Here is a 22,257-nt window from a genome sequence, read left to right on the forward strand (position 1 = left end):
CACTGGCTTCGGCAATCCGGAGGACGGCAAGTCGTCATTGACTGATGCTGGTAAAAGCAATCGACATGCCAACGCGGCGGACCCGAAAGCCCTTGAAACAATTAGGCTTTGCTATCCGGTCCGGGCGGCGCCGCGAACCGATGGCGTGGATTTATGCAGATTGCACAGATGTCACCCAGCGCGGCCCGCCAAATAACAGGTGTCGTCCTGGCAAAGGCCAGGACCCATTACCCCAGTCGCTTGATGCTGCGCGACGGTGGCGCCGCATCACGCTTTCAATCAAATTCGGTGGTTATGGTCCTGGCTTTCGCCAGGACGACGGGCGGGGAGGAGCTGCGCCCCTACTTCGTCCCGGTGCGGATCGGGGCGTCCTTCAGGCCGTTGTTGTCATAGGCCTTGCGCAGCGTGCCGTTCGTGGTGGCGTCCGTCATGAATTTGCTGGCGAAGGCTGCCGCGAGCGGATGGTTGAGCGGGACCGCGACCGCGGTGACGGTCTGCTTGAAGGTCTCGTCGAGCACACGCGTGCCCGGAATCTTCTTCGCCATTGCGTTGAGCTGGTCGCGCGACAAGGCGAAGGCGTCGATCTCGCCACTCTTCAGCAGATTGAAGATCTCGTCATAGGTCTGATAGCCCGTCACCTTGGCACGTTTGAGGTGCGCGATCGCGCCGCGCATGGTCGTGGTGTTGTTGACGGCGGCGACCTTGACGCCGTCCTGATCGAGCGTCGCAAAGTTCGTGATCGTCGAGCCCGGCTTGACGATGAAGGTCGCGTCCGCAACCTCGTAGATCGGCCCGAATGTCATCCTGATCTCGCGTTCGGGGTCCTTGGGCAGGAAGGTGATGTCCCAGGTGTTCTTGGCCGCGGCGTCGGTGATCTGGCCGGAATTCTGGTGCACGACGTATTCGACGGGCACGCCGAGCTGCGCCGCCATCTCGCGGCCGAGATCGACGGGAACGCCGGCATACCCGTTCTCGGTCCTGGTCGACCAGAACGCGCCGCCCGCCGGGCTGATCGCGATCGCAACCCGGAGCTTTCCGGTCGGCGCGATCTCATCCCTGAGGGCATCGGCATGGGCAGGCATGGCCATCATCATCACTCCGAGAACGAGGCCAGCCAGACGCGACAGTCGAACGGACATCGGACTTCCTCCACGCCGGGTCTTCGGCCCGGCCGTTGCTTGATCCGGTGTCTTGTAGACCAGCCCGGCAGGAGGAACCAGCGGCCAAGCCCCGCATTTGCGAACGGCTGTCCGGCGCAGCGGCGCTTCACATTGCGGTCAGCCCGCCGCGCCGGACAGCACCTCGCGCGCCAGCGCGTAGCTGTTGACGACGACGCCCTCGCCCATCTCGGCAAGCCGAGCGTCCATCCGCGTCATGCCCGAGGCGAATGCCGGCAGCACGTGCTCCATCCACCGTCCGGCGAGCGCGTGCAGGCTCGTCTCGCTGACATTGCCGAGCGCGTAGTCGCGCGGGAAGCCATATTCGAGCGGCACGCACGTGCCGTCCGGCTCGATCACCAGCGGCGAGACCGCATCGCTGATGCGCAGCGGCACTTGCCGGTCCGTGCACGCCATGATCTGGCGCAATCCGCCGCAGGTTGCGACGTCGACCTGGATCGTGAGCTGGCAACCGACGGCACGCTGCAGCCGCAAGCACTCGACCAGCGCGGCAGAGGCCTCGATCTCGTCGGGAACGTCATCGGCGAGGCCGGCTGCACGGCCGGACGCTTCGAGCGGATGAATCTGCAGCAGCTGCGCGCCGCTGGCGAGCGCAAACTCCACCGCCCATTCGATCTGATGCACGTTCCACATCGTCAGCGTGAATACCAGGCCGAGCGTGATGCCGCTGTCACGTACCATCGCAAGCCGATCGCCAAGCCGGCGGAACGCCCCCGCCTGCGCCCGCATCCGGTCGTGATCTTCGGGCATGCCGTCGATGCTGACCGCCAGCTGGTCGAGCAGGCCGGTCACCGCGTTGAGGCGCGAGGGGGTGATCGCAAGCCCGTTCGACACGAGCTGCGTGCGCATGCCTGCCGCCTTGGCCGCCGCCAGCAACCGCGGCAGCGGCTGATACATGAAAGGTTCGCCGCCAGATACCGAGACGACGTCATAGCCGAGCGTCGCCGCCTCACCGAGGACGCGCGTGACGAGCTCCGGCGGAAGCTCGTCACCCGCTTCGGGCGAGGAGTCCGAATAGCAATGCAAACAACGCAGATTACATCGCCTGGTCGGATGTATCTGGACGATCCTTGCGGACCGGATGAAGCCCACGCTAGCGCTCGCGCGCGGAGCCTGCCTGGAAGCCGACGTCGAACCCGTCGACGGGCCCGATTCCCTTCGGGAACACCCACACGCCGGGGATCTTGTCGTGCTTGAGCAGTGTTCCCAGGAATTTCAGCAGGGCATCCGGTTTGACATGCCATGTCCCCCATCCGCCATCGGGATCCGGGATGCCCTTGGGGAAGAATTCGACCAGATTGACGCCGTCGTGCTCGATATCGATGAGTTTGGCCAGGTCCTGCTTCGTCCATCGCTGGGCGAGCAAATCAGATCCACGCAGTTTGTTTCGAGCTGACATCTGATGCCTCCAAGGCTGCTCGGCATGTGAAATAAATTTGCAATGATATCTAAGGAATGGCCGAGTAGCGACATCTTACTATACAACCCAAAATGGTCAACGTTCCATCGCCCTGGCCTCGGAGCCGGGCGCGCGGCATTATGCCCTGCGAAATAATCGCGAAGTGTGATCAGTTCGCTTGCGCAGCCGGCGTCTTGATCTCGCGCGGCAGGATGATCGCGGCCGCGATGGCGAGCAGGCACAGCGCGGCGAACGCGCGCAACATCATGCTGAAGCCGCCCTGGTCATACAGCCACGCAACGAGCCCGACGGAAGCGCCCGCAGCGGTGAAGCCGACGAAGTAGCGCACCGCATAGGCGCGCGAGCGCCATTCCTCGGTGGTGTATTTGCCGACCATCGCATCGTTGACCGTGACCTGGCCGAACGCACCCATCACGATGCCGATCGAGACCAGGATCAGCGGCAAGTTCGACAGGCTGGCAGCGAGATAGAGGAACGGCGCCAGCATGAACGACAGCGGCAGCGCCACTGCCTTTAGCGAATGCCTATCGAGCAGCTTGCCGATCGTGTACTGCGTCATCGCGCCGAACACATAGACAGCGGCCGCGATCACGCCGAGCAGCGCCGGGCTCTTGGTCAGATCGGCGAGACGCTCGGCGAACAGTTTCGGCAGCGCCACCGTCACCGCGTTGAACGTGGTCGAGATCGCGATCACCACGATCAGGAGCGACAGCACCACCCGCCACATGTCTTGCTTGGCGACCCGCGCCTGCGCGGCGGCCTGCTTGCTGCCTTTGCGGTCCTCATGCACCACGGTCATCGCAAAAGCGATGCCGATCAGCACGGTGACCAAGCCGGGCACGATGAACGCCCAACGCCAGCCGAGATACTGGCCGATCACGCCGGTGACCAGTGCCGACGAGGCGACGCCGAGATTGCCCCAGACGCCGTTGATGCCCATCTCGGCGCCGAGCTTCTCGGCATAGGACACGATCATCGCGGTGCCGACCGGATGGTAGATCGAGGCAAAGATGCCGATCGCCAGCAGCGCCGCGCCGAGTTGCAGCGGGCTCGAGACGAAACCGACCGAGATCATCGAGAGCCCAATGCCGATGAAGAAGATCAGCATCATGTGGCGGCGGCTCCAGCGATCGCCGAGCCAGCCGGTGATCAGCGAGCCGGCGCCGAAGGCGACGAAGCCCGGCGTCGCATAGGGCAGGAGTTCCGAATAGGCCATCCCGAGCGCCGGGCCCATGATGATGACGGCGGCGGCGAAGATCAGCATCGAGTAATGATCGATGAAATGGGCACCGTTGACGAAGGTAATCACCCGGCTGGGGCTGTTCATGTGGGCACGTCTCTCACGCGAATCTTCAATTTCCTGAAAATCGGTTATAGGTGCTTGTCCTGACGGGATGTCGCCAATGACTATCGCTGACGCGCCAATCCGCGCCCTTTACGAGCCGCGCCGCGTGACCCGCGACGGCGTGCATATCGTCGCGCGCTCCTATCAAAAGGGCCACCGCCTCGACCTGCACATGCACCGCGAGGCGCAGCTGGTCTATGCCGCCAGGGGCACCATGCAGGTGACGACGCCGAAGGGACGCTGGCTGGTGCCGCCGGACCGGGCCGTGTGGGTCCCGGCCCTGTTCGGCCATGCGATCGACGTGCTCGCCGACATCGAGATGCGCACGCTGTATTTCGAACAGGCCTGGCTCGCCCGCGAGCAGCGCAGCGCCAGCCTCGACAATGAGTTCGTGGTGCGGGTGTCGCCGCTGCTGCATCAGGCGATCCTCGCGCTGTTCGATGCATCGAGCAGCGATGAACGCATCGACCTGTTGATCCGCCTCGTGATGCTGGAGCTGCACCGCGCCGAGGACTCCGCGACCTTCATTCCACTGCCGCAGGAGCCGCGCTGCCGCCGCGCCGCCGACATCGTGCTGGCGGACCCGACCCGCGACCACGAAATTGAAACGCTGGCGCACATGGTGGGCACCTCGGCGCGCACGCTGTCGCGGCTGTTCTCGGCGGAGACACAGCTGTCCTTCAAGAGCTGGTGCCAGCGCGCCCGCATCGCCGCCGCGATCGAGCGGCTGTCGACCGCGGCGAACGTTTCGGTCAAGCAGGTCGCCTCCGAGCTCGGCTATGCCAGCGTACCGGCATTTTCTCATGCGTTCCGGCAGGTGACCGGCAAGACGCCGACCGAGTTCGCGGAAAGACCGTGAACGTTGCGCGACTCGTCATACGCGGGCTTGACCCGCGTATCCATCAATCTTCAAGAAAAGTTCTTGATTTGAGATGGATGGCCGGGTCAAGCCCGGCCATGACGACCTATGATGAGCTGCGACATATTTCCGTACGATCCATGCGCTTGAATCGGCTGCTTCCGGCCTTAAATCCGATATAAGGTCCGGCTTCACTGGATAAGATCCCGCCCATGGCCAACGCCTTCTTCTCCGACCTGCTCTCGACCATCTCCGAACGTGGCCGCACACTGCTTGGCCGGTCGAGCCCCAATAACGACAAGCAGGATGCTTCCGAGCTGGTGGAGTTATGCGAAGCGCTGTTGTCGGGCCGCGGCGAAGCGTCCGGCACCGCCATGGCGCGCGAGGTGCTCGACCGCTACCACCATCTCGATGCGGCCGGCCGCCTCGCCTTCTTCCAGAGCCTGGCCGGCAATTTCGGGCCCGACCGTGCGCGGCTTGCCGAGGCGATCGAAAGCTGGCGCAAGCAGCCGGACGGCGGCGACGCCAGCGAGCTGCATTTCGCATCCGAGCCGCGCCGGCAAGAGCTGATCCGCCGGCTCAATCGCGCGCCGGGCGGCACTGGCGAGCTGGTGTCGATGCGATCCGATCTGCTTTCACTGATGAAGGGCAACAAGGACCTCGCCGCGCTCGACCGCGACGTGGTGCACCTGCTCTCGTCCTGGTTCAACAGGGGATTCCTCGTGCTGCGCAGGATAGACTGGTCGTCGCCGGCCAATATTCTGGAGAAGATCATCCGTTACGAGGCCGTGCACGAGATCCGCGACTGGAACGATCTGCGCCGCCGTATCGATCCGGTCGACCGCCGCTGCTACGCCTTCTTCCATCCTGCACTCGCCGACGAGCCGCTGATCTTCGTCGAGGTCGCGCTGACCGAGGCGATTCCGGGCGCAATCGCGCCGCTGCTCGCCGAGGAGCGCGAGCCTGTGCCGGTCGAGCGCGCCCGCACCGCCGTGTTCTATTCGATCTCCAACACCCAGCGCGGGCTCGGCGGCATCTCCTTCGGCAGCTTCCTGATCAAGCAGGTGGTCGAGGAGCTGCGCCGCGAACTGCCGAAGCTCGACAACTTCGTGACGCTGTCGCCCGTGCCGGGTTTCATGCAGTGGGTGAAGCAGGCCGACGACGTGCCGCTCAGCGAGGATGACCGCCAGCTGCTGGAAGGTCTCGGCAAACCTGACTGGCCTGACAACGCCGAGCTCGCCGCGCAATTGCGCACGGTGCTGGAGCCGCTCGCGGCGTACTACTTCCTGAAGGCGCGCACGCCGAAGGGCCGCCTGATCGATTCGGTGGCGCGCTTCCATCTCGGCAACGGCGCGCGGCTGGAGCGGATCAACTGGCTCGGCGATCTCTCGCCGAAGGGCCTGCGCGAATCCGCCGGCGTCATGGTCAACTACCTCTATCGCCTCGACGACATCGAAAAGAACCACGAAGCCTACGCCAACAATGGCGAGGTGATCGCCTCCAGCGCGGTGAAGAAGCTCCTGAAGGGCGAAGGCCGGCGGCTGCTGGACATGCGGCTGGGTTAAGCCACGGCCCTCTCCCCGTCGTTGCATTAAGGCATGCACACATCTCATTCAGCCGATTTGCCTAAGGCTGCACGGGAGGTGGGAGGGCTCTCTCCCCCCTTGCGGGGGAGAGTTGGAGAGAGGGGTAAGCCACAAACACCGCCCGCGCGGCTTACCCCTCTCCCCAACCCTCCCCCGCAAGGGCAGGGCAATCGCATATGAAGGGCGCTGGATGAGCCGCTGGCTCGCTTCGCCTCTCCCGCTTGCGGGGGAGGCCGGATCGCATCGCAGATGCGATCCGGGTGGGGGCTAGTTCCACAGTATGATCCGTGGAGAGACCCCCACCCCAACCCTCCCCCGCAAGCGGGAGAGGGAGCCGTCCGCCGATGCTGGCGCGCCATCAGAGTTTTCATATGCGATTGCCCTCTCCCGCAAGCGGGAGAGGAACCCAGCCATGGTGCCTTCCTGACTTGTAGGCCGTCGCACCAGATATGCTTCGCGGAGCCTGTCATCGGGCGGCGCTGCGCGCCGACCCGTTGGCTCGCGATGACGATTGGGTGTCTCCCGGCACGTCACGCCGAGACCGACCGCGGCCGCAGCGCCGCCGGAATGTTCGCGGCGAGCCAGGCGGCGATCGCACGCTCGTTGCGGTGGTAGAGCAGGCCGGCCGCGATCACGCCGATACCGATCAGCGACAGCGAGAACGGAAACAGCAGCGAGTCCTTGAAGACGACGTCGGCGAGATGTCCGAGATAGAGGCAGACGCCGAACGCACCGAACACCGCGTAGGCACGCCGCATCAGGATCACCGCAAGTGCGATCAGGACGATATTGAGCAGGCAATACACCGCCCGGCCCAGCTCGGTCGCGCCGTCGGATGCGGTCACGCCGCCCCAGAACGCCATCAGGCCGAACAGATGCAGCCAGAACGCGAAGTCGTCATTGCGGCTGCGATAGTCCACGATCCAGGCGACCGCGAGCACGGCCAGACCGAACCAGATCGACACCGTGCGCCGCAGCGCGAAGTCGGCGTGATCCGTGCCGCTGAACCACGGCGCGAGATCCATCGACATGAACCACAGCGCGACCGCGATGATCGCGACGATGAAGGCAAAGCGGTAGTAGCGAAGCGCGACGATGCCGGCGGCGATGGTCGCGATCTCCATGAAGATCCAGCTGCCCTTCACCCAGACGTAGAAATCCTGCACGGTGCCGGGCTTGCCGAACCTGCCCCACCAGCCGAGCTCGTCCTGAATGCCATAGACCGCGAGCGGCGCCATCGAGACCGCGATCGCGATCAACAGGCCGCCGGGGACGCGCAGACCCTTGCCGTGCCACAGATGGTGACCGGCCAGGCCGAAGGCTGCCGCATAGGCGATTGCGCAGGCGGTGAGCGCGCGGCCGCCCATCTGGGTGAAGGCCAGGGTCGAGAACAGACCCATGGCGCCGATCACGATCAACGCCCCGGCATACCAGAGCACATGCGCAGCATCGAACCTGGCCGGCGGGCTTGCGGCGCCGGGGACGTCCTCGCCAGGTCCCAAAAAGGCCAGCAACCGCTCCAGATCGGTCGCGCTGATGACGCCGGCATTGGCGGCGTCCCGGAGATTTTTGGCTGAATAGGGCATGCGGCCCTCCTCACGATCGGTTCGTGCCTCTCCCGGCAAATCCCGGTCAGGCGTCTCTCCTGCATGAGTATAGCCAAACTTGAACAACGTTCAATAATTTATTGAGCGACGCTCACGATTTTGTGCGAACGCCGCGGTTACCGCCCCGCCCGCCGCTGACCGGGCCGGGTGGCGCGACGGGCTGGAGCCGCCGGCTCCTTTGCATGGGGTTGTTTTCGGCATTTTGGCAGGTCCACCTCACCCCGCCGACGAGAGGCGAACCGAAGCCACGGCCGAACCGATTTCAATCCAGCACTCTAGCCGGCCAGTGCCTTCATCTCCGCATAGAGGTCGGACTTGCCCTCGAATCCGATGCCCGGGAGGTCGGGCATGGTGATGTGGCCGTTCTCGACCCGCACGCCGTCGGGAAAGCCGCCATAGGGCTGGAACAGGTCGGGATAGCTCTCATTGCCGCCGAGCCCGAGGCCGGCGGCGATGTTGAGCGACATCTGGTGGCCACCATGCGGGATGCAGCGCCGCGGCGACCAGCCGTGGGTCTTCAGCACTTCGAGCGTGCGCTGATACTCGCAGAGGCCGTAGGACAGCGCGCAGTCGAACTGCAGCCAGTCGCGATCGGGGCGCATGCCGCCATAGCGGATCAGGTTGCGCGCGTCCTGATGGCTGAACAGGTTTTCGCCGGTCGCCATCGGGCCGGGATAGAACTCGGCGAGCGCGGCCTGCAGCGCATAGTCGAGCGGATCGCCGGCCTCTTCGTACCAGAACAGCGGGTATTCCCGCAGCATCTTCGCATAGGCGATCGCGGTCTCCAGATCGAAGCGGCCGTTGGCGTCGACGGCGAGCTGCGCATCGCGGCCGATCTCCTTCAGCACCGCCTCGATCCGCTCGCGATCCTCGGCAAGCAGCGCGCCGCCGATCTTCATCTTGACGACGTTGTAGCCGCGATCGAGATAGCCGCGCATCTCCTTGCGGAGTGCTGAGAGATCCTTGCCCGGATAGTAATAGCCGCCGGCGGCGTAGACGAACACGCGCGGATCGGCGTTCACGCCGTGACGCTCGGCCAGCAGGCGGAACAGCGGCTTGCCGGCGATCTTCGCCACCGCGTCCCATACCGCCATGTCGATGGTGCCGACCGCGACCGACCGCTCGCCATGTCCGCCCGGCTTCTCGTTCGACATCAGGGTCGACCAGACCTTGTCCGGATCGAGATTGTCGCCGGTAGCGTCGAGCAGCGATTTCGGATCGGCCTCGAGCAGCCGCGGCGCGAAGCGCTCGCGGATCAGCCCGCCCTGCCCGTAGCGGCCGTTGGAATTGAAGCCGTAGCCGACCACCCTCTTGCCGTCGCGCACCACGTCGGTGACCACGGCGACCAGGCTCGAGGTCATCTTGCTGAAGTCGATATAGGCGTTGCGGATCGGCGACGAGATCGGTTTGGTGACCTCGCGGACGTCGACGATGCGGACGGACATGGGATTATCGCTCTTTCAGTTGCGCTACGCGTCTTTCCCCACCGTCATTGCGAGCAGCGAAGCGACGAAGCAATCCATTTCTCAGCAAGCGGGGGAATGGATTGCTTCGCTTCGCTCGCAATGACGAAAGAGAAAGGCTCTCAGGATTTCGCCTTATCCCGGAAATAGGGCTCGACCGGGCCGTGCACCTTGATTGTCAGCGGATTGCCGTGGCGGTCCTTGGCATTGCCTGCGGTGACGCGCACCCAGCCTTCGCTGACGCAGTATTCCTCGACATTGGTCTTCTCGATACCCTTGAAGCGGATGCCGACGTCGCGCGCGAGAATGTCCGCGTTGTAGTACGGGCTGTTCGGATCCACCGAGAGGCGGTCCGGCAATTGGTCGTTGGTGTCGTCGCTCATAGCAGCGCCTCGATATCCTTCCTCAATCCTTCCGGCCGGGCGGTCGGCGCGTGCCGCGCCACGACCTTGCCGGACCGATCGACCAGGAACTTGGTGAAATTCCATTTGATCGACGGGCCGAGCAGGCTCGACTTCTCACGTTTCAGATGCTGATACAATGGATGCGCGTTGGCGCCGTTGACGTCGATCTTGGCGAACATCGGGAACGTCACGGCATAATTGGTCTCGCAGAACGCAGCGATCTGTTTTGCATCGCCCGGTTCCTGCGCGCCGAACTGGTTGCAGGGAAAGCCGAGCACGGCAAAGCCGCGCGGCGACAGGCCGGCGTGGAGCTCCTGCAGGCCCTTGTATTGCGGGGTGAAGCCGCAGGCGCTCGCGGTATTGACGATCAGGAGCACCTGTCCCTCGAACCGCTGCAACGGCACATCCTCGCCGGCTAGCGATGTAGCCGAGAAGTCGTAGACCGTCGGCATCATACCCTCCGCATGATCTTGTCGGAAAACCGGTACCCACTTTTCCGGATCATGCGCTAGCTCACCGGGTCGATCGCCGCGGATGGCGTGCCGCCGGCTTCCACCGCTTCGCCCGCGGCCAGGCAGAGATCCTCGCGGTAGCGCGCGGCCACCAGTTGCACGCCGACCGGAATTCGTCCCACCAGACCGGTCGACACGACAAGCCCGGGCAGCCCCATGAACGGGATCGCGATCTGCGGCAGCTGCGCGTGCCAGACCCGCGCGAACGATGCCTCGTCCTTGCGGTCGAGCTGATCGGGGAACGGCAGCTCGGCGGACACCGGCATCAGCAGCACCGGATATTTATCGAGGAAGGTGAACCATTCGCGGGTCAGCGTGGCGCGGCGGGTCAGCGCCTGCGACAGGTCGAACGGATGCACCTTGGCGCGGTTGCCGCGCAGGCAGGCGAGCGCGCCGGGATCACCCTCGCGCTCGGCGGCCGCGAGCTGGGCCTCGTAGCCATCGCCGAGCCAGAGCCGGGTCTGGATTTCGGCCGCCTCGCGCAGCGGCGGCGTGTCCGATATCTCCTCCACGATCCAGCCCGCCGCTTTCAGGCGCTTGCCGGCATCGGCAACGGCGGCGACCACTTCGGGCACCGGATTGAGGCCATCAGGATTGAGGCACATCGCGATCCGCTTGTCCCGCGGCACGCCGACCAGCGGCACCGGCGCGTACCAGGGATCGCGAGGATCGGGCGCGGCCATCGCCGCCAGCGAGATGCGCAGATCATTGATCGTCCGCGCCAGCGGGCCGGAGACCGCGCTGATCTGCGGGCCGATCGGCCGCTCCGGCAGCGCCGCGTTGAAGGCCGGCAGGCGGCCCATGCTCGGCCGCAGACCGTGCACGCCGCAGGCATAGGCCGGATAGCGGATCGAGCCGGCGATGTCGGTGCCATGGGCGATGTGGCCGATGCCGGCCGCGACCGCGGCACCCGCGCCGCCCGACGAGCCGCCGGGCGTGATGGCGGGATCGCGCGGGTTCTTGGTGTCGCCGTGGATGAGGTTGGTGGTGAACCAGCGATAGGAGAAGGCCGGGCAGTTGGTGCGGCCGAGCAGCACCGCGCCGGCCTTGCGCAGATTGGCGACCACCGGGTTGTCCGCCTTCGCGATCACGTCGCGCTGCAGCTTCAGCCCGTTGGTGGTGGCATAGCCCTCCTGGTCGACATTGACCTTGATGGTGACGGGAACACCGGCGAGCGGCCCGACCTCGTCGCCGCGCGCAATCGCCGCATCGACGGACGCGGCCTGCGCCAGCACGTCGTCCGGCCGGTGATCGACCACCGCATTGATCTTCGGGTTGACCGCATCGAGCCGGTCAAGCCCCGCCTGCGCCGCCTCCTTCGCCGAAACCTTCTTTGATTTGATGAGGCCGGCGAGCTCAGTCGCCGACAGACGCCAAAGATCCTGCATGTGCTGCTGCTCCGTGTGACCGAGGCGTTTTAGCCCCCTGCGGAGCGCAAGGCCAGCGGCCTGCTGCCGGGCAGTTCAGCGGACGTGGGCGATATAATAGGCGAGATCCGCGATCTGCTCCTTGGCGATCGGCTGCATCACGTCGGCCATGGTGCCATCATAGCCGTGGCGGCTGTTGTCCTTGTATTCGGCGAGCGTCTTGGCGAGGTAGTCTTCGCGCTGGTTGGCGATGCGCGGGACGTTTTCCTTCCCGGAATAATCGGTGTTGTGACAGGAGTTGCAGCGGTTCTGCTGCGCCAGCGCCTGCCCCTTCGCCATCCGCGCCGGATCGCCGGCATCCGCCGGCGGCGCGGGCTTCGGCAGCGTGGCGATGAAGTCCGAAAAAGCGCGCAGATCGTCGTCGGTCAAGGGCTTCGCCATCTCGTTCATCGGCTCGAAGACGCGCAGCTTCTCGCGGAACATGAAGAGCTGGATCAGCGCATAGGGCGCCTGCTGGCCGCCGAGCGAAGGCGTGTTCTCGGTCTCCGACGTGCCGCGTTCGCCATGGCAGGCCAAGCACGCGGCGGCGCGCTCCTGGATGGATTCGGCGTTGGATGGGACAGCGATGGAGGCGAATACCAGGACCGCGGTGATGGTTTTGTACATTGGCACTCCCAACATATTCCGTCATCGCGAGGAGCCCGCGACAAAATTGCAGAGCAATTTTGCGCTGAAGCGACGAAGCAATCCACTTCTCCGCAAGTGGAGGAATGGATTGCTTCGCTCGCAATGAGGGTGTCCAAGTTACTTCTGTTACTGGCCGGCGACCTTCGGCTTGCCGTAGCTGACGCGGTAGACCGCGCCGTTCCAGTCGTCGGAGACCAGCATCGAGCCGTCCTTGAGCAGCATCACGTCGACCGGGCGGCCGACATATTTGTTGTCCTCGAGGAAGCCCGTCATGAACGGCTCCATCGATTTCACGGTGCCGTCCTTGTTCAGCTTGACGACGACGACGTCGCCGCCCTGCTTCTGCGACTTGTTCCAGGAGCCGTGGCGCGCGATGAAGATCGCGTTCCTGTAGCTCTTCGGGAACATGCTGCCGGTGTAGAAGCGCATGCCGAGCGCCGCGGTATGCGGACCCATCAGACCGACCGGCGCGGTGTAGTCCTTGCAGTTCTTGCCCCAGCCGAGCTCCTGATCGATGATGTTGCCCTGGTAGCAGTACGGCGCACCGAAATCCTCGCCGGCCTTGGTGACGCGGTTGAGCTCGTCCTCCGGCACCGTCTCCGACAGCCAGTCGCGGCCGTTGTCGGTGAAGTACATCTGCTTGGTCTCGGGATTCCAGTCGAAGCCGACCGTATTGCGCACGCCGAGCGCGTAGACCTCGGCGCCGGAGCCGTCGAGATTCATGCGGCGGATCTGGCCATGGTCGGCGTCGTGCAGCACGTTGTTGCCGGGCTGGCCGACCGGAACGTAGAGCTTGCCGTCGGGGCCGATGGCGATGAACTTCCAGCCATGGGCCTCGTCCTTCGGCAGCTTGTCGTAGATGACGGTCGGCTTCGGCGGGTTGTCGAGATTGTCCTCGATCTTGTCGATCTTGGAGACCTTCGACAGTTCGGCGATGTAGAGCGTGCCGTCCTTGAAGGCGACGCCGTTCGGACGATAGAGGCCGGAGGCGATCACCTTGACCGAGCGTTTGCCGTCCTTGTTGACGATGGCATAGACCTTGTCGACGAGACGGCTGCCGACGAACACCGTGCCCTTGTCGCCGAGCGCCAGCGAACGCGCATTGGCCATGCCGGCGGCATAGACCTCGACGTTGAAGCCCGCCGGCACCTTGAGCTTGGCGAGCGGCAGCTTGTCGGCGGACGCCGGCAGCGGCGGCGGCGCAACCGGCGCGAGCTTGGCCGCGGCCTCATTGTCCGGACGCCCGATCAGCGGCGAGCCCGGCGGCAGCGGCTGCGCGGCGGGCGCAGCGCCGGAGGCCGGCGGCGCGGCTGGCTGCTGCGCGGCAGCCCCGAACGTGAGAGCCCCAAAGACAGCGCCAGCCAGCAACAGGCTGCGCGGCGCCAACGAATGATCTGTCATGCTGTTTCTCCCCTGGTGGAAGCTGCTCTTCCTTTGCGCCGATCGCTCAACCGGCGCGGGCAGCCTTCCCGTCCGTACTCTTGCGAGTTTGTCCGGACAAATGCAATCGGAAACGTGAGATGGCGCCGCACGCAACGTTTGCACGGCGCGGCTTTTCTGTGCGGGTCAATGCCTGGTGATCGAGTGGTCCGGACGATCGAGAATGGCTTCGGTGAACGGGAACTCGAGCACGATTTCGCCCTCGTCATCGGTCACCTCGATGACGGCGCTGAGCAGTGCACCGTCGGCGCCCTCGGTCTTCAGCAGCTCGCGAATCATGGCCCGCGCCATCTCCCAGGCGCGATCGGGATCGCGCAGGATCTCGCCATCGGGATCGGAGATCAGTTCGTCGCCGATCCTTGTGTTGAAGAAATAGCGTGGCATCGGCTGAAACTCGGCTCAGTTGGGTGCGCCGCGCTGACGCAGGCGCAAATCGTCTCCAGGACCTTGGGAGGAGGCACACCGGCCCCAGCCCGCCCCCAACATCACTATTCGCCGGACCGCGAACAACAGGAAAAAGGTCTGATGCCACGGGCTTTTGAGGCAAAGCCGCGCACAACTGCGTGAGTACTCCCGCAGCGACGTATCGCAACGCAACATGTACTGGTGCAACGCAACGTTGCCAAAAATTTAAGTGGCGAACTTTTCCATCCGCAGTAGTTTAATCCGCAGGGCGGAAGTCGTCCGGTTGCAATGGGAGAAACCAAAATGGCCTGGAAAGCACCGAAGATCGTCGAAGTGTCGGTCGGCATGGAAATCAACATGTATATGTGCGCCACCCGCAAGTAAGCGGTCGCGCCCCACATACACGTTTAGCGTTTTAGCGCAGGTGGACGGTCCGGGCGTGAGGCCTCCCGACTAAGGGAGCGCTGATTCATGCCGGACCTCCACCTCGTCGTTTTTTGGATTCGATCAAGAATTCTCCGGGGGACGGATCATGCTTCGCGTCGTCGTCCTCGGCGCCGCAGCGGGCGGCGGTGTTCCGCAGTGGAACTGCGGTTGCAGGGTGTGCAGGACAGCCCGAAGCGACCATCCGGAATTGCAGAGCACGCAAGCTTCGATCGCGGTCAGCGCCGACGGCGCGCACTGGTTCCTGGTCAACGCCTCTCCCGACCTGCGCCAGCAGCTGATCGCCGCGCCGCAATTACATCCGAAGTCCGGCGCGCTGCGCCACACGCCGATCGCCGGCGTCATCCTCACCAATGGGGAGATCGATGCCGTGGCGGGGCTGCTGTCGATGCGCGAGGGCTCGCCGTTCACGATTTACGCGCATGAGCGCGTGCTGGCGATCCTGCGCACCAACAGCATCTTCAACGTGCTGAGCGAAAAGAATGTCGGGCGACAGCCGATCGCGGTCGGCCAAGCCTTCGAGCCCACCCTGTCCGACGGCACGCCGTCAGGCCTCGAAGTGCTGCCGTTCGAGGTTCCCGGCAAGGGTGCCTGGTATCTCGAGGGTCAGGCGCATCCGGCAGGCGCCGACGGCGTCGGCGATACGCTGGGCCTGCGTATTGCGGATAAGGCCAGCGGCAAATATTTCTACTTCCTGGCCGCCTGCGCGCGGGTCACCGACGACCTGAAGGCGCGGATCAAGGGCGCGCCGCTGGTGTTCTTCGACGGCACGGTGTGGCGCGACGACGAGCTCGTCGTGGCCGGGCTCGGCCACAAGACCGGCCAGAGCATGGGACACATCTCGATGTCGGGCGATCACGGCGCGATCCAGAGCCTCGCCGGCCTCGACATCGGACGAAAAGTGTTTTTGCATATCAACAACTCCAACCCGGCGCTGCTTGGGACCTCGGCCGAGCGCAAGGCTCTGGAACAGGCGGGCTGGCAAATTCCCGCCGACGGAACGGAGATCGTGCTGTGAATGTGGTGCCTACCAATACGATGACCGCGCTCTCGATCGGCAAGGGCATCACGCTCGACAGCGCCGAGGCGATGGAATCCGTGCTGCGCCAGATCGGCGCGACGCGCTATCACAGCCTGCATCCGTTCCACCGCCTGCTGCACGGCGGCAAGCTGAACAAGGGGCAGGTACAGGCCTGGGCACTGAACCGCTATTATTATCAGAGCACGATCCCGCTGAAGGACGCGACGGTGATCTCGCGCTTCCGCGACCGCAATACGCGCATCGAGTGGCGCCATCGCATCGAGGATCATGACGGCGATCTCGGCACCGAGGGCGGCATCGAGCGCTGGCTCAAGCTGACCGAGGGCCTCGGCCTCGACACCGCCTATGTGGAATCCACCGAAGGCATCCTGCCGGCGACGCGTTTCGCGGTGGAGGCCTATGTGCATTTCTGCCGCGACCGCACGCCGCTGGAGGCGATCGCCTCCTCGCTGACCGAATTGTTCGCGCCGAACCTGCACGAGGAACGCATCTCGGGGATGCTGAAGCACTACGATTTCGTTAATCCCGACATCATGAGCTATTTCAGCCGCCGCCTGACCCAGGCGCCGCGCGATGCCGGCTTTGCGCTCGACTACGTCAAGCAGCACGCCAAGACGCAAGCGGAGCGCGAGGCGGTCTGCAATGCGCTGATCTTCAAGACCAATGTGCTGTGGGTGCAGCTCGACGCGCTGTACCACGCCTATGTCGACGGCCACATTCCGCCCGGCGCCTTCGTGCCGAAAACGAGCTAGGAACGACACATGGCCAGCCGCAACATCAGCGTCAGCGAGACCAGTCGGCCGAAGCTGCCGCGCCACGCCAAGCTGAAATTCGACGAGACGCGGCAGGTCTGGGTGATCCTGGCGCCGGAGCGCGTGCTGGCGCCGGACGAAATCGCGGTCGAGGTGCTGCAGCTTTGCGACGGCGTGCGCAGCGTCGCGCAGATGGTCGACACGCTGGCGGAAAAATACGCCGCACCGCGCGAGGCGATCGCGACCGACGTGGTCGCGATGCTGCAGGACCTCGCCGACAAGGGCTTTCTCACCGAAGTGCGCGAGAGCACGGCATGAGTGACACGCTCGCCGACAACAAGACATCCACAGGCCCGAGCGACGGGCTCGCCGTGCTGGAGAGCCGCCGCTCGGCGGCGGAGACCTACGGCATCCCGCTCGCGGTGCTGCTCGAGGTCACCCATCGCTGCCCGCTGCAATGCCCCTATTGCTCCAACCCGGTCGAGCTCGACCGCGGCTCGACCGAGCTGACCACGGAGGAATGGAAGAGGGTGCTGAGCGAGCTGGCCGAGCTCGGCGTGCTGCAGGTCCATTTCTCCGGCGGCGAGCCAACCGCGCGCAAGGACATCGTCGAGCTGGTGCAGCACGCGAGCGACGTCGGGCTGTATTCCAACCTGATCACCTCGGCCGTGCTGCTGACCAAGGACAAGCTGTCCGCGCTCGCCGATGCCGGCCTCAGCCATGTGCAGATCAGCTTCCAGGGCAACGAGCCTGTCGTCGCCGACCGCGTCGCCGGCCTGAAGGACGCGCATCGCAAGAAGCTCGAGGTCGCCAGATGGACGCGCGAGCTCGAGCTGCCGCTGACGGTAAACGCGGTGATGCACCGGCAGAACCTGCACCAGCTTTCCGACATCATCCAGATGGCGGTCGACCTCGACGCCGACCGGCTCGAGGTCGCCAATGTGCAGTATTACGGCTGGGCGCTGAAGAATCGCGCCGCGCTGATGCCGACCATTGAGCAGATCGAGGAGACCAGCCGCATCGTCGAGGAGGCGCAGCTACGCCTGAAGGGCACACTCGCGATCGACTATGTGGTGCCGGACTATTACGCGCTGCGGCCGAAGAAATGCATGGGCGGCTGGGGCCGCCAGTTCTTCAACATCTCGCCGGCCGGCAAGGTGCTGCCCTGCCACGCCGCCGAGAGCATCACCGGGCTGGAGTTCGAGTCGGTGCGCTCGAACCATTCGATCGCCTGGATCTGGCAGAACTCGGAGGCCTTCAACCGCTATCGCGGCACCGGCTGGATGCCGGAGCCGTGCAAGTCCTGCGAATTCCGCGAGGTCGATTACGGCGGCTGCCGCTGCCAGGCCTATGCGCTGACCGGCGATGCCGGCAACACCGATCCGGCCTGCGCGCTGTCGCCGCGGCATGAACAGATCTTCAAGCAGGCCGAGCAGGAATCGGCAGGCAGCCAGAGCCGCTTCCTCTATCGCAACTTTGCCGGCGGCACGCTGGAGACGGACGAACGCAATGGCGCCTGACGCCGATGCCGGAAAGGCCGCCAAACGCGCCGATCCGTTCGCACCTCTGACATCGGAATGGCTCGATGTCGGCGACGGCCACGATCTCCATGTCGAGAGCGTCGGCCGCGAGGGCGGCGTTCCCGCGGTCTATCTGCATGGCGGGCCGGGCAGCGGCTGCCAGCCCGACCATCGCCGGCTGTTCGATCCCGAGCGATTTCACGCCGTGCTGTTCGACCAGCGCGGCTGTGGCCGCAGCCGGCCGAAAGGCAGCCGGCAGAGCAACACGACCGCGCACCTGATCGCCGATATGGAGAAGATCCGGGCGCGCTTCGGCTTTGAGCGCTGGATGGTGGTCGGCGGCTCCTGGGGCGCGACGCTCGCCCTGGCCTATGCGCAGGCGCATCCCGACCGCGTCAGCGGCCTCGTGCTGCGCGCGACCTTCCTTGGCACGCGCGAGGAGTTGGAAGACGTCTTTCTTCGCACCCTGCCGCGGTTCTATCCCGCGCTTTACGAGGATTTCCTCGACGTCCTGCCGGAGCATGAGCGCGCCGCGCCGCTCGATGCCTATTACCGTCGCATCCTCGATTCGAATATCGACGTGCATGGCCGCGCGGCGCGCGCTTGGCACGACACCGAGCGCGCGCTGTCGGAGCACACGCCGAAGCAGACGCGGCTCGACCCCCTGAAGGCATCGGGCGTCCTGCCCTCGACGCCGTTCATGGAAGCACATTATTTCGCCAATGACTGCTTCATGCGGCCGAACCAGCTGATGGACGAGGCCGGCAAGCTCGCCGGCATTCCCGGCATCATGGTGCAGGGCCGCTACGACCTGCTCTGCCCGCCCGCGACCTCGCACGCCCTCGCCGCGCGCTGGTCGGGCAGCGAGGTGCGCATTGTCGACGGCGCCGGCCACATCCTCTACGACCCCGGCATCCGCAACGCCGTGATGAAGGCGATCGCCGACCTCGCGAAGGGCTAGGAATCGGACTCCACGCGCCGGCGGAGTCCAGGCCAGCGCCTTGGCCGCCCCTCGATCGTCATCTCATCCTGTCTCCGCAACTGCACGACCAGGATCTCAACGTCCGCATTGTCCGGGCGGACAGCCGTGGGGCCGCGCTGGCGCAGCCGGCCGCGGCGGCGGCGCGGCCATCCGCGGCGGCGGTGCTGCCATGCGAGGCGGCGGCGCGGCGCGCTGCATCTGCTGCACCATCGGCCGCGGCGGCGGAGCTGCGTGCGGGACCGGCGCCGGACGCGGCGGCATGGCAACCGGACGCGGCGGCAACGCTGCCGCACGCGGCGGCGGCGCGGCGACGCGCGGTGGCGGAGCAGCAACACGCGGCGGCGGCGGTGGACGCGCGATCACCGGTGGGATCGCAGCGGCACGCGCGGGTGGCGGTGCAGGTCGCGCCGCCGGTGCCGGCCTTCCAGGAGCTGCGCGTATCGCCGGCGGCGGTGCGGCGGGAGTTGGCGCCGTCGCGGCGTGAGGGAGCGGCGTCCTGCCGGGCGTCCGCGCGGCGGCCGCTGGCGGAGGTGCCGGCGGCGCGCCCGGCCGGGTAACGGGAGCCGGTTGAGCATTCGCGGGCGCCACGGCTGCGGCGGGCCTGCCCGGTCCGGCCTGTCCGGGCAGGGCCGGCCTGGCGCCCGGCTGCGGAGCGTTAGGCGGCGCGGTCGCAGCCTGCGGCAGCGGCGGTGCATTCCTGCCACCCGGCAGCGCGTGGCCATCCGGCGCACCGGGAGCATTCGGTGCGACCGCCGCGCCTGGTGCCGCACCCGGCAACGCGGGCCGGCCGCCCGGGCCCGGGCCGGGCTGACCGCCCGGCGCCGGAGCGAGGTTCGCGCGCTGCAAGGCGGCCGGCGGCAATGACGGCGCCCGCGAGATTGGAGCTCCGGGGACCGCCGGCCTCACCCCGGCGGCGCTGAGCTGCGCCGGCGTGGGGTTCGGATTGTTGATGACATTGTTGATGATCGTGGTGTTGTGGATGTTGTTGAACACGATGTTGTTCGGCGGCGGCGCAACATAGCGAGGCGCGGCGATATAGGCCGGCATTGCGACGAACAGCGGCGTCGGCAGCACGTACAGGCCGATCGGGGGCGGCGGTGGCGGCAGCACCACGAAGTCCGGCGGCGGTGGCGGCAGGAAGAACACCGGCGGCGGCGGAGGCGGCTCGAAAGCGAACACCGGGTCGCTGTAGTAGAGCACCGGACGATCGACATAGACGATCTCATCGGGCGGCGGCGGCGGCACGTCGTAATCGAGCGCGGCGAATTGCGGCGGCGGCTCCAGCGCGGCCGAGAGATAGGCAAGGCGCCGCCGCGCATCGGCCGCATGCGGCCCGCGCGGATAGCGGTTGAGATAGGACCAGTAGGCATCCGGCGTGTCGGCATTGTAGGTGCGCCGCCAGGTGATAGCCTCGCGCCGCGCCGCCACGATCGCGCGCACGCGCTTGGCGAGCGGATCGTTCGGATAGGCCTGCAGGTATTCCTCGTAGCCCTGCAGCGTGTCGCGCTCCAGTGCCGCCGCGTAGGCATCCTGCGCCGAGAAATCGCGGATCGGCTTGCTGCGTAGACCCGCATCGACCTGCTCCGGCGGCGCGTCCGGCTTGCGCTCGAAGAACATGAAGGGCGCGTCGACCTTTTGCGCATCCCACGGGACCTGCGCGCCCTTGGTCATCTCGTTGACGCGCAGCCGAACGCGGTCGAACACATCGGGCAGGCTGAGGCCACCGGCGCGGATCATCTCGGCCAGCGCCTGCGCATAGGGGCCATAGGGCGGCGCGCCGTCGGGCGCGACGGTGCCCGGCGCAGAGCTGAACGCGATCAGCATCTTCGGGTCGGGATCGACCAGCGCGAGGCCGCCGGCGAGCGGCTGGCCCTCCTTCACAAACGGATTGCTGCGCGCCGCATCGAGCACGACCACGCCCGCCTTGAGCGGCAGCGCCGAGAGCTGATGGATGTAGTCGGACATTCGGATGGCCTCGACCGGCACGTCGGTGTCGCGCGCAATCTTTGCATCGACCGGCACGAAATAGTTCTCGCCGGTGAGCTGCACGCCGTAGCCGGCGAGATAGACGAAGGCGACCGTGTTGGGACCTGCCTCCTGCACCTTCTGGACGAAATCGCGGAACGATTTACGCAGCGTCTCACCGTCGAGATCGCGTGCGCCGATCACGTCGAAGCCGGCCGCCTGCAAGGTCTGCGCGATCAGCCCGGCATCGTTGGCAGCGGTCTGCAGCGCACCGGCTTCATACGCGCCGTTGCCGACCACGAGCGCAAGCCGCTTCTCCAGGTCCTGCGCATGCGCGGGCAGCGACGCGAGCGACACAAGGCCGATGAATAGTGCCCAGAGAATTCGCGCCATGACGGCTGTCCTTTTCTTCCCAGACATTGGCGAGTTGAATGGAAATGCTTGTTCCGTGAACCCGCGCTGAACAACAGCGCAGCAATTGTGGCAATCCTTGGTCTGACCGGTCGCGTGCCCCCGGGAACCCGCTTCCCTGCTGCACTCCCTTCGGCGATATTGCGTCGATAAAAAAACAGGCAAAAAGGAGCACTCGATGCCGATCGCCGGACAAGGCATGCTGATGACATCGATGGATGTCGATCCCTTACACGAGGCTGAATTCAACCGTTGGTACGACCGCGAGCACATCGAGGAGCGAGTCGCGATCGACGGCTTCCTCGAAGCGCGGCGCTACGTCGCCCATGACGGCAAGCCGAAATATCTCGGCCTGTACTCGACCGAAACCTTCGACGTGCTCGACAGCCCCGCCTATCGCACGGCGCTCGCCAACCAGACCGAATGGTCGAAGGCCAATATCGCGCGCTTTGAGAACATGATCCGCGCGGTCGCGCGCATCACGATCAGCCGCGGCACCGGACGGGGCGCCGCGCTCGGCCTCATCCGGCTGCGTCCACCTGCCGACGGCGCTGACAAGCTCCGCGCTGCGTTGCGGGAGCAGCTCGATCCGGCGACGCAGGACGGCATCATCTCGATGCACCTGCTCGAGAACGATCCTGCCCTGTCGAAGCCGCTCACGGCGGATGCGGCACAGGCCGATCCCGGCGCCGGCGACTGGTTCGTGCTGATCGACGCCACCGATGTCGGCGTCGTGCCCGACGCCATGGCGCGCATCACCAATAATGCCGCGCTGAAACCGCTCGTGATCACCAGCGGCGTCTATCGGCTGCTGTGGGACCTCGCGAAGAGCGATATTCCGCGCAGATGAGTGCGATGCGGCGACGCA

General features: G+C 65.7%; 22 protein-coding genes. 9 read left to right on the forward strand and 13 right to left on the reverse strand.

Annotated elements, in window-relative coordinates:
- Positions 1-341: 341 nt before the first annotated feature.
- The 4 genes from J6500_RS25070 to J6500_RS25085 form a co-directional block, all read right to left on the reverse strand.
- On the reverse strand, positions 342-1,088 hold the full coding sequence (locus tag J6500_RS25070; protein ID WP_225715428.1) for a transporter substrate-binding domain-containing protein: 747 nt from the start codon (positions 1,086-1,088) through the stop codon (positions 342-344).
- Positions 1,089-1,277: 189 nt separating this feature from the next.
- Positions 1,278-2,270 carry a radical SAM/SPASM domain-containing protein gene (locus tag J6500_RS25075; protein WP_225715372.1) on the reverse strand — a complete coding sequence of 331 codons (993 nt, stop codon included), beginning with the start codon at positions 2,268-2,270 and terminating at the stop codon, positions 1,278-1,280.
- Between the two features lies 1 nt (position 2,271).
- Complete coding sequence (locus J6500_RS25080) at positions 2,272-2,577, reverse strand: hypothetical protein (protein ID WP_225715373.1); 306 nt, start codon at positions 2,575-2,577, stop codon at positions 2,272-2,274.
- Positions 2,578-2,746: 169 nt separating this feature from the next.
- Complete coding sequence (locus J6500_RS25085) at positions 2,747-3,925, reverse strand: MFS transporter (RefSeq protein WP_225715374.1); 1,179 nt, start codon at positions 3,923-3,925, stop codon at positions 2,747-2,749.
- 76 nt (positions 3,926-4,001) lie between these two features.
- On the opposite strand from J6500_RS25085, the gene J6500_RS25090 reads away from it, so the two are divergent.
- Positions 4,002-4,802 (forward strand): AraC family transcriptional regulator, encoded by an 801-nt coding sequence (locus tag J6500_RS25090; protein WP_225715375.1) that lies wholly within the window; start codon positions 4,002-4,004, stop codon positions 4,800-4,802.
- Between the two features lie 212 nt (positions 4,803-5,014).
- Positions 5,015-6,367 carry a malonyl-CoA decarboxylase gene (locus tag J6500_RS25095; RefSeq protein WP_225715376.1) on the forward strand — a complete coding sequence of 451 codons (1,353 nt, stop codon included), beginning with the start codon at positions 5,015-5,017 and terminating at the stop codon, positions 6,365-6,367.
- A gap of 551 nt (positions 6,368-6,918) precedes the next feature.
- Here the strand turns inward: J6500_RS25095 and J6500_RS25100 are convergent.
- The 8 genes from J6500_RS25100 to J6500_RS25135 form a co-directional block, all read right to left on the reverse strand.
- A complete protein-coding gene (locus J6500_RS25100; RefSeq protein WP_225715377.1) occupies positions 6,919-7,974 on the reverse strand; it encodes a hypothetical protein in 1,056 nt (351 codons plus the stop codon).
- Between the two features lie 296 nt (positions 7,975-8,270).
- A complete protein-coding gene (locus J6500_RS25105) occupies positions 8,271-9,440 on the reverse strand; it encodes a mandelate racemase/muconate lactonizing enzyme family protein (RefSeq protein WP_225715378.1) in 1,170 nt (389 codons plus the stop codon).
- Positions 9,441-9,580: 140 nt separating this feature from the next.
- Positions 9,581-9,841, reverse strand: coding sequence for a DUF3297 family protein (locus J6500_RS25110; protein ID WP_225715379.1), 261 nt, complete (start codon positions 9,839-9,841; stop codon positions 9,581-9,583).
- Positions 9,838-10,314 carry a glutathione peroxidase gene (locus tag J6500_RS25115; RefSeq protein WP_225715380.1) on the reverse strand — a complete coding sequence of 159 codons (477 nt, stop codon included), beginning with the start codon at positions 10,312-10,314 and terminating at the stop codon, positions 9,838-9,840. Before J6500_RS25115 ends, J6500_RS25110 begins: the two co-directional genes overlap by 4 nt.
- 56 nt (positions 10,315-10,370) lie before the next feature.
- Complete coding sequence (locus J6500_RS25120; RefSeq protein WP_225715381.1) at positions 10,371-11,762, reverse strand: amidase family protein; 1,392 nt, start codon at positions 11,760-11,762, stop codon at positions 10,371-10,373.
- A gap of 75 nt (positions 11,763-11,837) precedes the next feature.
- The gene (locus tag J6500_RS25125) at positions 11,838-12,407 is read right to left on the reverse strand and encodes a c-type cytochrome (protein WP_225715382.1); all 570 of its coding nucleotides are present in this window, start codon (positions 12,405-12,407) and stop codon (positions 11,838-11,840) included.
- A gap of 147 nt (positions 12,408-12,554) precedes the next feature.
- Positions 12,555-13,829: a PQQ-dependent sugar dehydrogenase gene (locus J6500_RS25130; protein WP_225715383.1), complete on the reverse strand. Its 1,275-nt coding sequence runs from the start codon at positions 13,827-13,829 to the stop codon at positions 12,555-12,557.
- Positions 13,830-13,994: 165 nt separating this feature from the next.
- Complete coding sequence (locus tag J6500_RS25135; RefSeq protein WP_223975252.1) at positions 13,995-14,252, reverse strand: DUF6894 family protein; 258 nt, start codon at positions 14,250-14,252, stop codon at positions 13,995-13,997.
- 324 nt (positions 14,253-14,576) lie between these two features.
- Between J6500_RS25135 and pqqA the strand changes: the two genes are divergently transcribed.
- The 6 genes from pqqA (at position 14,577) to pip (ending at position 18,992) form a co-directional block, all read left to right on the forward strand.
- Complete coding sequence (pqqA, locus tag J6500_RS25140; protein ID WP_035635412.1) at positions 14,577-14,657, forward strand: pyrroloquinoline quinone precursor peptide PqqA; 81 nt, start codon at positions 14,577-14,579, stop codon at positions 14,655-14,657.
- Positions 14,658-14,805: 148 nt separating this feature from the next.
- Positions 14,806-15,735 (forward strand): pyrroloquinoline quinone biosynthesis protein PqqB, encoded by a 930-nt coding sequence (gene pqqB, locus J6500_RS25145; RefSeq protein ID WP_225715384.1) that lies wholly within the window; start codon positions 14,806-14,808, stop codon positions 15,733-15,735.
- 20 nt (positions 15,736-15,755) lie between these two features.
- Positions 15,756-16,511, forward strand: coding sequence for a pyrroloquinoline-quinone synthase PqqC (gene pqqC / locus J6500_RS25150; RefSeq protein WP_225715429.1), 756 nt, complete (start codon positions 15,756-15,758; stop codon positions 16,509-16,511).
- A gap of 9 nt (positions 16,512-16,520) precedes the next feature.
- The gene (pqqD, locus tag J6500_RS25155) at positions 16,521-16,829 is read left to right on the forward strand and encodes a pyrroloquinoline quinone biosynthesis peptide chaperone PqqD (protein WP_225715385.1); all 309 of its coding nucleotides are present in this window, start codon (positions 16,521-16,523) and stop codon (positions 16,827-16,829) included.
- Positions 16,826-18,031 carry a pyrroloquinoline quinone biosynthesis protein PqqE gene (gene pqqE / locus J6500_RS25160; protein WP_225715386.1) on the forward strand — a complete coding sequence of 402 codons (1,206 nt, stop codon included), beginning with the start codon at positions 16,826-16,828 and terminating at the stop codon, positions 18,029-18,031. The genes pqqD and pqqE overlap by 4 nt, the downstream gene beginning before the upstream one ends.
- Positions 18,021-18,992, forward strand: coding sequence for a prolyl aminopeptidase (gene pip, locus J6500_RS25165; protein ID WP_225715387.1), 972 nt, complete (start codon positions 18,021-18,023; stop codon positions 18,990-18,992). Before pqqE ends, pip begins: the two co-directional genes overlap by 11 nt.
- Positions 18,993-19,088: 96 nt before the next feature.
- Here the strand turns inward: pip and J6500_RS25170 are convergent, their stop codons facing one another.
- Entirely contained in the window at positions 19,089-21,371 is a 2,283-nt protein-coding gene (locus J6500_RS25170; RefSeq protein WP_225715388.1) for a caspase family protein, read from the reverse strand.
- 196 nt (positions 21,372-21,567) lie between these two features.
- Here J6500_RS25170 and J6500_RS25175 point away from each other — a divergent pair, with 196 nt between their 5' ends.
- Entirely contained in the window at positions 21,568-22,239 is a 672-nt protein-coding gene (locus J6500_RS25175) for a DUF4286 family protein (protein WP_225715389.1), read from the forward strand.
- Positions 22,240-22,257: the final 18 nt, after the last annotated feature.

It is taken from the genome of Bradyrhizobium semiaridum (genome assembly GCF_020329505.1).
GTDB classification, from domain to species: Bacteria; Pseudomonadota; Alphaproteobacteria; order Rhizobiales; family Xanthobacteraceae; genus Bradyrhizobium; species Bradyrhizobium semiaridum.

What these genes read in the sequence shown, in the direction of transcription:
- J6500_RS25070 (WP_225715428.1), bottom strand. Translation starts at nt 1,088, where the DNA reads ATGGCCATGCCTGCCCATGCCGATGCCCTCAGGGATGAGATCGCGCCG.
- J6500_RS25080 (WP_225715373.1), bottom strand. Translation starts at nt 2,577, where the DNA reads ATGTCAGCTCGAAACAAACTGCGTGGATCTGATTTGCTCGCCCAGCGA.
- J6500_RS25085 (WP_225715374.1), bottom strand. Translation starts at nt 3,925, where the DNA reads ATGAACAGCCCCAGCCGGGTGATTACCTTCGTCAACGGTGCCCATTTC.
- J6500_RS25090 (WP_225715375.1), top strand. Translation starts at nt 4,002, where the DNA reads ATGACTATCGCTGACGCGCCAATCCGCGCCCTTTACGAGCCGCGCCGC.
- J6500_RS25095 (WP_225715376.1), top strand. Translation starts at nt 5,015, where the DNA reads ATGGCCAACGCCTTCTTCTCCGACCTGCTCTCGACCATCTCCGAACGT.
- J6500_RS25100 (WP_225715377.1), bottom strand. Translation starts at nt 7,974, where the DNA reads ATGCCCTATTCAGCCAAAAATCTCCGGGACGCCGCCAATGCCGGCGTC.
- J6500_RS25105 (WP_225715378.1), bottom strand. Translation starts at nt 9,440, where the DNA reads ATGTCCGTCCGCATCGTCGACGTCCGCGAGGTCACCAAACCGATCTCG.
- J6500_RS25110 (WP_225715379.1), bottom strand. Translation starts at nt 9,841, where the DNA reads ATGAGCGACGACACCAACGACCAATTGCCGGACCGCCTCTCGGTGGAT.
- J6500_RS25115 (WP_225715380.1), bottom strand. Translation starts at nt 10,314, where the DNA reads ATGCCGACGGTCTACGACTTCTCGGCTACATCGCTAGCCGGCGAGGAT.
- J6500_RS25120 (WP_225715381.1), bottom strand. Translation starts at nt 11,762, where the DNA reads ATGCAGGATCTTTGGCGTCTGTCGGCGACTGAGCTCGCCGGCCTCATC.
- J6500_RS25125 (WP_225715382.1), bottom strand. Translation starts at nt 12,407, where the DNA reads ATGTACAAAACCATCACCGCGGTCCTGGTATTCGCCTCCATCGCTGTC.
- J6500_RS25130 (WP_225715383.1), bottom strand. Translation starts at nt 13,829, where the DNA reads ATGACAGATCATTCGTTGGCGCCGCGCAGCCTGTTGCTGGCTGGCGCT.
- J6500_RS25135 (WP_223975252.1), bottom strand. Translation starts at nt 14,252, where the DNA reads ATGCCACGCTATTTCTTCAACACAAGGATCGGCGACGAACTGATCTCC.
- pqqA (WP_035635412.1), top strand. Translation starts at nt 14,577, where the DNA reads ATGGCCTGGAAAGCACCGAAGATCGTCGAAGTGTCGGTCGGCATGGAA.
- pqqB (WP_225715384.1), top strand. Translation starts at nt 14,806, where the DNA reads ATGCTTCGCGTCGTCGTCCTCGGCGCCGCAGCGGGCGGCGGTGTTCCG.
- pqqC (WP_225715429.1), top strand. Translation starts at nt 15,756, where the DNA reads ATGACCGCGCTCTCGATCGGCAAGGGCATCACGCTCGACAGCGCCGAG.
- pqqD (WP_225715385.1), top strand. Translation starts at nt 16,521, where the DNA reads ATGGCCAGCCGCAACATCAGCGTCAGCGAGACCAGTCGGCCGAAGCTG.
- pqqE (WP_225715386.1), top strand. Translation starts at nt 16,826, where the DNA reads ATGAGTGACACGCTCGCCGACAACAAGACATCCACAGGCCCGAGCGAC.
- pip (WP_225715387.1), top strand. Translation starts at nt 18,021, where the DNA reads ATGGCGCCTGACGCCGATGCCGGAAAGGCCGCCAAACGCGCCGATCCG.
- J6500_RS25170 (WP_225715388.1), bottom strand. Translation starts at nt 21,371, where the DNA reads ATGGCGCGAATTCTCTGGGCACTATTCATCGGCCTTGTGTCGCTCGCG.
- J6500_RS25175 (WP_225715389.1), top strand. Translation starts at nt 21,568, where the DNA reads ATGCCGATCGCCGGACAAGGCATGCTGATGACATCGATGGATGTCGAT.